This is a genomic window from Bradyrhizobium sp. MOS002 (genome assembly GCF_003020115.1).
Taxonomy (GTDB): domain Bacteria; phylum Pseudomonadota; class Alphaproteobacteria; order Rhizobiales; family Xanthobacteraceae; genus Bradyrhizobium.
This window is the reverse complement of the sequence record NZ_PYFX01000047.1, coordinates 1-6448: the sequence shown is the minus strand read 5'-3', so window position 1 is coordinate 6448 and position 6448 is coordinate 1. Positions and strand designations below refer to the sequence as shown.

Sequence of the window (6448 nt, the reverse complement as noted above, 5' to 3'; positions counted from 1 at the left end):
CTGGCTCCGCATCCAGGACAGAGGCTCGTCCCGCTCGTGGGACGGATGGTGATCACGGTCGCGGCGCCGTCACAGACGGCGCTCTCCACGTTAAACCCGCGAGGGACCAAGGCCGACGGACGTAGGGCTCGCTGCATGGTATTGATTCCTTTGTGAAACCAACGCGAGCCGACGCTTGAACTTCATCAAAAGTGAGTCAGAGCCAAAATTGGACGCCGATGAGGGGTCAAATTTGCAAGCCGATTGACAGTCGAGCTCCACCATCGCAAAATACGCGCTTGCCTTGCGCAGGATCTCATTGGCCTGCCGACGCTCGCGGTTCTCCCGCTCCAGGGCCTTCAGCTTCTCGGCCATGTCGGTCGGAACGCCGGCCCGCTGCCCGCTATCGATCTCGGCCTTCTTGACCTAGTCATGCAGCGTCTGCGGCGTGCAGCCGATCTTCGCGGCAATCGATGTCACTGCCGCCCAGCGCGACGGATGCTCGCTGGCGTGATCCAGAAGCATCCGAACCGCGCGGGCCCGGACCTCGGGTGAAAACTTGTTCGTCATCTTGCTTGTCATGGCTCCATCCTCTCAGGAGTTGGAGCCTCCGGCAAACCCGGGGCGGTTCACCTCGCCAGTACCTGCCTTATCACCTGCGATACGTTTGGCGGACATCAAGCCATCTTTCGAACTCGACACCAATATCGTCCCGCCACCTCCACACCACCCGACATCTAGCAACGGTGCAGAAGCCGTCAAACGTAACGTGGAAGATTAGGGGCACCAAGCCGAATTTGTCTGCATGCAGTCGAGCGTGTGTGCGAGTGACGCCGTAACCAACGACACGTAATTCTCGGCCTGGAAAACAAAGCAGGCCATCGACGGAATAATCGGTCATGTGCAGCCCTCAATCCGTTGCCCGCGCTGGCTTCGTACTTCAGGAACAGCATGCTTAATCAACGCTGACGCTACGGCACATCGCGCCTCACGAAAACACGGAACACGATTTACCATTAAAGTTTAGAGCTTTAATCAAATGCTCGCAGCTTCGCGGCTTCCGCCGCCATCGCGCCCAACGCCTTCCCGATCTTGTTGAGTCGTCGTTTTCCGCCTCGGTTAACCAGTGACTGCCGACCAACACCCTGCTCCGCGCCTGCTCGCGCTGGCGATCACGGTCGCGCTGTTGAACATCGCGAAGGCAACCTGCAAGACCGGCAGCGGAGCCGGCAGTTGGGTGATGACGATACAGGACAGTCGAGCCGCGCCGCCCCGGTCAACGCGCACAGCGTCTGGATCAGACCACGTCGCTCCGTCCCTCCTGGCGTAGCGCGGAAGGCGACCGTCCGGTCCAGCGTCCGAACGCATGGTTGAGGGATCTCGATCCTTCGTATCCCAGCAACCAAGCTATCTGGGATAGCGAGATGCTCGGATCCTTGAGGTACTGCAGAGCGAGCGTCCGCCGCAGTTCATCCACGACTTCAGCGTAAGTCACTCCCTCGTCGGCTAGCCGGCGCGAGAGCGTTCGCGCGCTGCTGCCAAGCGCCTTCGCAATGCTCGGTTTGCTAATGTTGCCGTGGGGCAGTGCTCTGTGCACTTCGTTCTCGACCGCGGCACGAAGCGTTTCCCTTTCGAGTGCCGCGTCTCGCAAGGCGGCATCGCAAATTGGCTTAAGCGTCTCGAGCAAGTTCTGATCTTCCGTGACGAGCGGCAGAGCCAGCGTTGGAGTCGCGAACTCGAGGTAATCGGTATCTCGGAACTCGACAGAACAGCCATAGAAGCGCTTGAATTACCGGAGATTGGAGGCATGCCCCTGCATGAAACCCAACCTTGGCTGGGCGGATGTTGCGGCCGACGGCTTCAAGAAGAGCCTTCAAGATCGCAGCGATTCCGAATTCGGCGTTTTGCTGGGCGTGAAATCTCGAAAGCCCGGCAAAACTGACTTGCAAGACGACTCCATGAGGCACGCCCAGTAATTTGAGGCGCACTGCCTCGTTGACGATCCGGAAGTACCGCTCAAACAGCGCCAGCGCCTCGCCGACGGTTTTGGCGCCCGCGCACCTTCGATATCTATGCGAGCTATGCTGAACAGCACGATTTCATCCAGGTGCCGGTTTTCTCGCTCAATTCCATCGATCGCTCGGTGGTCGCGGCCACGTATATGGACGAATTCGCGGAGCGCCACACCAGGGAGATGATCGTACGCAATGCACTCGGCGCGACGGTGCCGTCGGCGGGCGTCGGCACCTGTCTGACGAGACGGCTGATCGAGCACTTCGTGCGCACACGCGGCAACGTGCTGATGACCGGTTGCGTCACCGAAGACTACATTCTTGGCGTAGAGGCGAAGCGCGCCGGTTTCAAATCGACATTCGCTGCCGTTTCCGCGCGAGAACGTCGTGGCCGCGACTATGTGGCCACGCGGGAGTTCTTTCCGAAGTCGCTCGCGGCTTCGATCAAGCAGAAAACCCGGTGGGTCTACGGCATCAACTTCGAGGCGACCACCAAGCTCGGATGGGCCGGAGATGCGTGGGACCGGTATTTCTTCGTGCGCGATCGCAAGGGTGCCATCACCAACTTCCTGCCGGCGGCATCATTGGCCTTCGTGCTGCTGCTCCTCTTAGGTGCGGCGGACCCATCCGCAACCTCACCGGAGCTGCAGAACCTGTTGGCTGCCTCGTTTGGCGCCAACCTGGTGTTCCTCCTGCTGCGCTATGTCGTGCGGGTGGCCGCTTGTCACCAAGTGTACGGCATCTGGAATCCGATTGGGATCGCCTTGCGATGGCCGGTCGGGCTCTACGTCAATATGGCTGCCGTCTGGCGTGCCTGGAAGATCTACGTAGGGGAACTCCGCCTTGGCTACGCGTCCGTCTGCGTGGGCGAAAACTCAACACGAAATTCCCGACGATCTTGTCAACATCAAACGATAAGAGGCCAAGTCATCCGCATTCTCATTGCGTTCGGTACACGACCGGAGATCATTAAACTCGGCCCAGTCTGGCAGGCGCTGCGGAAGCGAGATGGAGTGACGTGCACGCGTTCTGGAGCGGTCAGCACCTCGAGCTGGCTGACGGCTTGCTCGACCTGTTTGACATCGACATCGACGTGACGTTCAACTCCGGCAAGAGCGTGATGCAGCAACCGGGTCTCGGAAGCAAGCTAGGCGAAATGACACGACAGTTTGAGCGTGCGTTGCTGAACACGCGTTACGACTGGATCGTCGTGCAAGGCGACACCGCTACCGCGACGGCAGCTGCAATGGCAGGTTTTCTCTGTCGGGTGCCGGTCGCACATGTTGAGGCCGGGTTGAGAACCAACGACCTCCAGTCACCGTGGCCGGAAGAATTCAATCGCCGCGTCATCTCCGTCGCATCGGCCCTGCGCTTCGCGCCCACCGCGCGCGGCATCCAACCTCCGGAATGAGAACGTTCCGGCAGAGTGCATCGTGGAAGTCGGCAACACCGTGGTGGACGCCCTGTTGTACACGAGGGAGCGATTGGGACCGGCTATCGCCCGATCGAACCCGGTCTGGCGGCGTTGCCTGCCGACAAGAAGATCGTGCTCGCGACGATGCATCGCCGAGAGAATATCGGCGGACCGATGGGAAACGTTCTGCGTGCCCTGCGAACGCTTGGCGAGGACGGTGACAAGATTGTTGCGTTGCCGGTCCATCTCAATCCAGAAGTCCGAAGGCAAGTTCTAGAGATCCTGGCGGCGTTCCGAACATCCACTTGCTGCCTCCTCTGCAATATCCGGATCTCGTGCATCTGCTTTCCAAGGCTTGGTGCGTCGTCAGTGACTCCGGCGGCATTCAGGAGGAGGTGCCCACTTTTGGATTACACATCCTGATCACGCGCGACACCACCGAGCGGCCGGAAGCCGTGGAGGCAGGTTTCGGACGCCTCGTCGGATCCGACTACGACGCCATTGTCGACCGAGTGCGTGAACTGACGTCGTCCAACGAACGGGAGCTTCTTGCAAAATCAGCCCGTTCGGGGCGCGGAATGCAGGCGAGCGCATCGCAGACGAGCTCAGCGCGCGGACGCAGACTGTCGTTACAACAACCGCCCCTGGCAGCGTGAGAACTCGGCCACCGCTCGTTTTCGCGCGGACTTTTTTGGAAGGTAAATTTCCCATGACCAATAAATACTTTGGCACCGATGGCATTCGCGGTCGAGCCAATGTCAAGTTAACGCCAGACCTGGCGCTGAGGGTCGGCCAGTCGGCCGGCGTTGCGCTTCGACGCGGCAAACATCGCCCGCGCGCCCTGATCGGCAAGGACACCCGTCTTTCCAGCGACATAATTGAAGGTGCGTTGGTCGCGGGATTTACCTCGGCCGGTGTTGACGCGGTACTCTTGGGCACAATTCCCACGCCGGCCGTCGCCATGGCGACCCGATGCATGGGCGGCGACCTCGGCGTGATGATCTCCGCGTCGCATAACTCTTACGAAGACAATGGCATCAAGTTATTTAATTCTGACGGGTACAAGTTGTCCGATGAGCTTGAGGCGCGTATCGAGTCTCTTCTAGAGACGGATATTACACCGATGCTAGCTGGGGCGGTCAATCTCGGACGTGTCGGGCGAATCGACATCCAAGCGCGTTACGTTGAAGTCGCCAAGCGCACCCTCGGGCGCAAGGTCCGCGAGACACGGGCGGACATAGGAATTGCGCTCGACGGGGACGCGAACCGCATGATCCTGGTGGACGAAAAGGGCAATGTGGTCGATGGGGACCAAGTGATGGCGGTCCTCGCCGAGAGTTGGCGCGACGAGGGGCGCCTCACGAAATCGGGCATTGTTGCGACCATCATGTCGAACCTCGGCCTGGAAAGGCATCTGGCCGGTCTCGGCCTTGGGCTCGAGCGGACTGCGGTTGGGGATCGCTACGTGATCGAACGGATGCGAGAGGGAGGCTACAATCTTGGCGGTGAGCAGTCTGGGCATTTGATCGTTGCCGACTACTCAACAACGCGTGATGGTCTGGTTGCCGCCATCAGATTGCTCGAAGTCGTGCAGAGCCTCGACAAGCCTGTGAGTGACATCTGCCACCGTTTCGAACCTCTGCCTCAGGTGCTGCGCAACATACGCTTTGGAAGTGGCAGGCCGCTTGATAATGCGGTCGTTGCGAAGGTCATCAAGGAAGCAACAGCCCGCCTTGGCAGCGGGGGGCGTCTCGTGGTGCGTCCTTCGGGTACTGAACCTCTGATCCGGGTCATGGGCGAGGCCGAGGACAAGGAACTGGTCGACAGCCTGATAAGCGACGTTTGCGACGCGGTCGCTCAAGCTGCCTAATACTCAGATCCGAAACACAACACCCAGCTCCCCCGAACTCCAGACGATTATTTTTGGATGCGAGCGGCGGACCTCGCCGAAGTCTACAAGCCGGGTTGACCAGATCGGTCAGGGCCTACTCCACTTCTACAAGCCGCCGAGCGTGGCCACCGAGCGCCTTTCCAGGTTGCAGATAAGCTCGCGTATCGGTGATTGCGCCGCTAGTGCTCCAGTTGCTGCGTTGGCGTGGATTGTCGTATCTGCTGCGCGCATTGAATGTGCCGGTTTAAAGGACATCATCGTTGTCATAAGCAGGCGCTTAATGCCCTCTGAGATGCTTCGCCGGTAAAGCAGCGCCATTAACGAGTGCCCCAAGCTCTTCAATTTCTGGACTCAAATTTGACTCCCGACTCAAATCTCTTTGGATAGGTCAACTGGGGGTGCTTTGATTATTTGATTTGGAGTATCAGTCATGGAAACAGATCATCAGCCGCGTAACAATCAAGCCAAACCGTCCCTTTGGTTTGCCGAACCGACCGGCGACTCTCTCTCCCTCCTTGAGAATGCCCTTCGAGAGGATGAACCTTCACTTCGTGATCACGAACACACCGAAGACGTTGGCTCACTTCGTGAGGAGAATGCCCGACTTCGCGGGCTTTTGATTCTGTTGTCGAACCTCATCTGTCAAAACGTCGTTCGCGAAAGATAAGGTAGCGGCGGTATCATGGCAGAACCGTTTCGAGTGTTGGCGGGCGCGTGCGCCGTGCCCTCGCAGCCGCTCGTGTCTACCCTCACCCGGTATGGGCAGCGAGGGAAATACACACCTTCTAATCACGAGCAAATACGCGAATTTTGTCAGTTCCTTGCCCGTGAATGGGTTGGAAACCGTCAGCATTCCTATGCCGTTCCTTCTAGAGGGAGATCCCACGCTTGGTCCCGAACGGTTGATGGCAAGTGGTCGGCGGTTGGCCTAGCGGATGCGCTATCGAAATATGCCTGGCATGGGAAAAATTTTCTTGGGAGCAAGGCCGAGTTTGATCGATTAGCTGCCGATCTGCAGTCCGCCATTCAAACTGATTCCAATAGCGACGTTTGCACCATCCTGCGGACGATAATGCATTGGGGCGGTGTAGATAATAGTTATCGCCAAAAGGGAACCTTTGGGTGGATCGAACGAAACACGGATAAGATTTC

General features: G+C 58.7%; 6 protein-coding genes and 2 pseudogenes. 5 read left to right on the top strand and 3 right to left on the bottom strand.

Annotated features, from left to right (window positions below; all coding sequences use genetic code 11):
* Positions 1-267 precede the first annotated feature (267 nt).
* The 3 genes and pseudogenes from C7G41_RS36500 to C7G41_RS39145 all read right to left on the bottom strand — a co-directional run.
* Positions 268-561, bottom strand: a pseudogene (locus C7G41_RS36500) (transposase); the annotation flags it as partial.
* 715 nt (positions 562-1276) lie between these two features.
* Positions 1277-1576, bottom strand: coding sequence for a helix-turn-helix transcriptional regulator (locus tag C7G41_RS39150; protein ID WP_373681183.1), 300 nt, complete (start codon positions 1574-1576; stop codon positions 1277-1279).
* 73 nt (positions 1577-1649) lie between these two features.
* The gene (locus tag C7G41_RS39145) at positions 1650-1982 is read right to left on the bottom strand and encodes a hypothetical protein (protein WP_373681182.1); all 333 of its coding nucleotides are present in this window, start codon (positions 1980-1982) and stop codon (positions 1650-1652) included.
* A 104-nt stretch (positions 1983-2086) separates the two neighbouring features.
* Between C7G41_RS39145 and C7G41_RS36485 the strand changes: the two genes are divergently transcribed.
* The 5 genes and pseudogenes from C7G41_RS36485 to C7G41_RS38145 all read left to right on the top strand — a co-directional run.
* On the top strand, positions 2087-3088 hold the full coding sequence (locus C7G41_RS36485; RefSeq protein ID WP_245446907.1) for a glycosyltransferase: 1002 nt from the start codon (positions 2087-2089) through the stop codon (positions 3086-3088).
* Positions 3010-4061 (top strand): annotated as a pseudogene (wecB, locus tag C7G41_RS39140) (non-hydrolyzing UDP-N-acetylglucosamine 2-epimerase). Before C7G41_RS36485 ends, wecB begins: the two are co-directional and overlap by 79 nt.
* Positions 4062-4114: 53 nt before the next feature.
* Positions 4115-5275: a phosphoglucosamine mutase gene (gene glmM, locus C7G41_RS36475; protein ID WP_106947033.1), complete on the top strand. Its 1161-nt coding sequence runs from the start codon at positions 4115-4117 to the stop codon at positions 5273-5275.
* Positions 5276-5726: 451 nt separating this feature from the next.
* Complete coding sequence (locus C7G41_RS37210) at positions 5727-5963, top strand: hypothetical protein (protein WP_146159897.1); 237 nt, start codon at positions 5727-5729, stop codon at positions 5961-5963.
* 15 nt (positions 5964-5978) lie between these two features.
* Positions 5979-6448, top strand: a 470-nt coding sequence (locus C7G41_RS38145; RefSeq protein ID WP_210205410.1) for a hypothetical protein, incomplete at its 3' end; no start/stop codon positions are given.

Bases quoted from the DNA above. Each gene is read 5' to 3' on its own strand.
- glmM (WP_106947033.1), top strand. From the start codon at position 4,115: ATGACCAATAAATACTTTGGCACCGATGGCATTCGCGGTCGAGCCAAT.
- C7G41_RS37210 (WP_146159897.1), top strand. From the start codon at position 5,727: ATGGAAACAGATCATCAGCCGCGTAACAATCAAGCCAAACCGTCCCTT.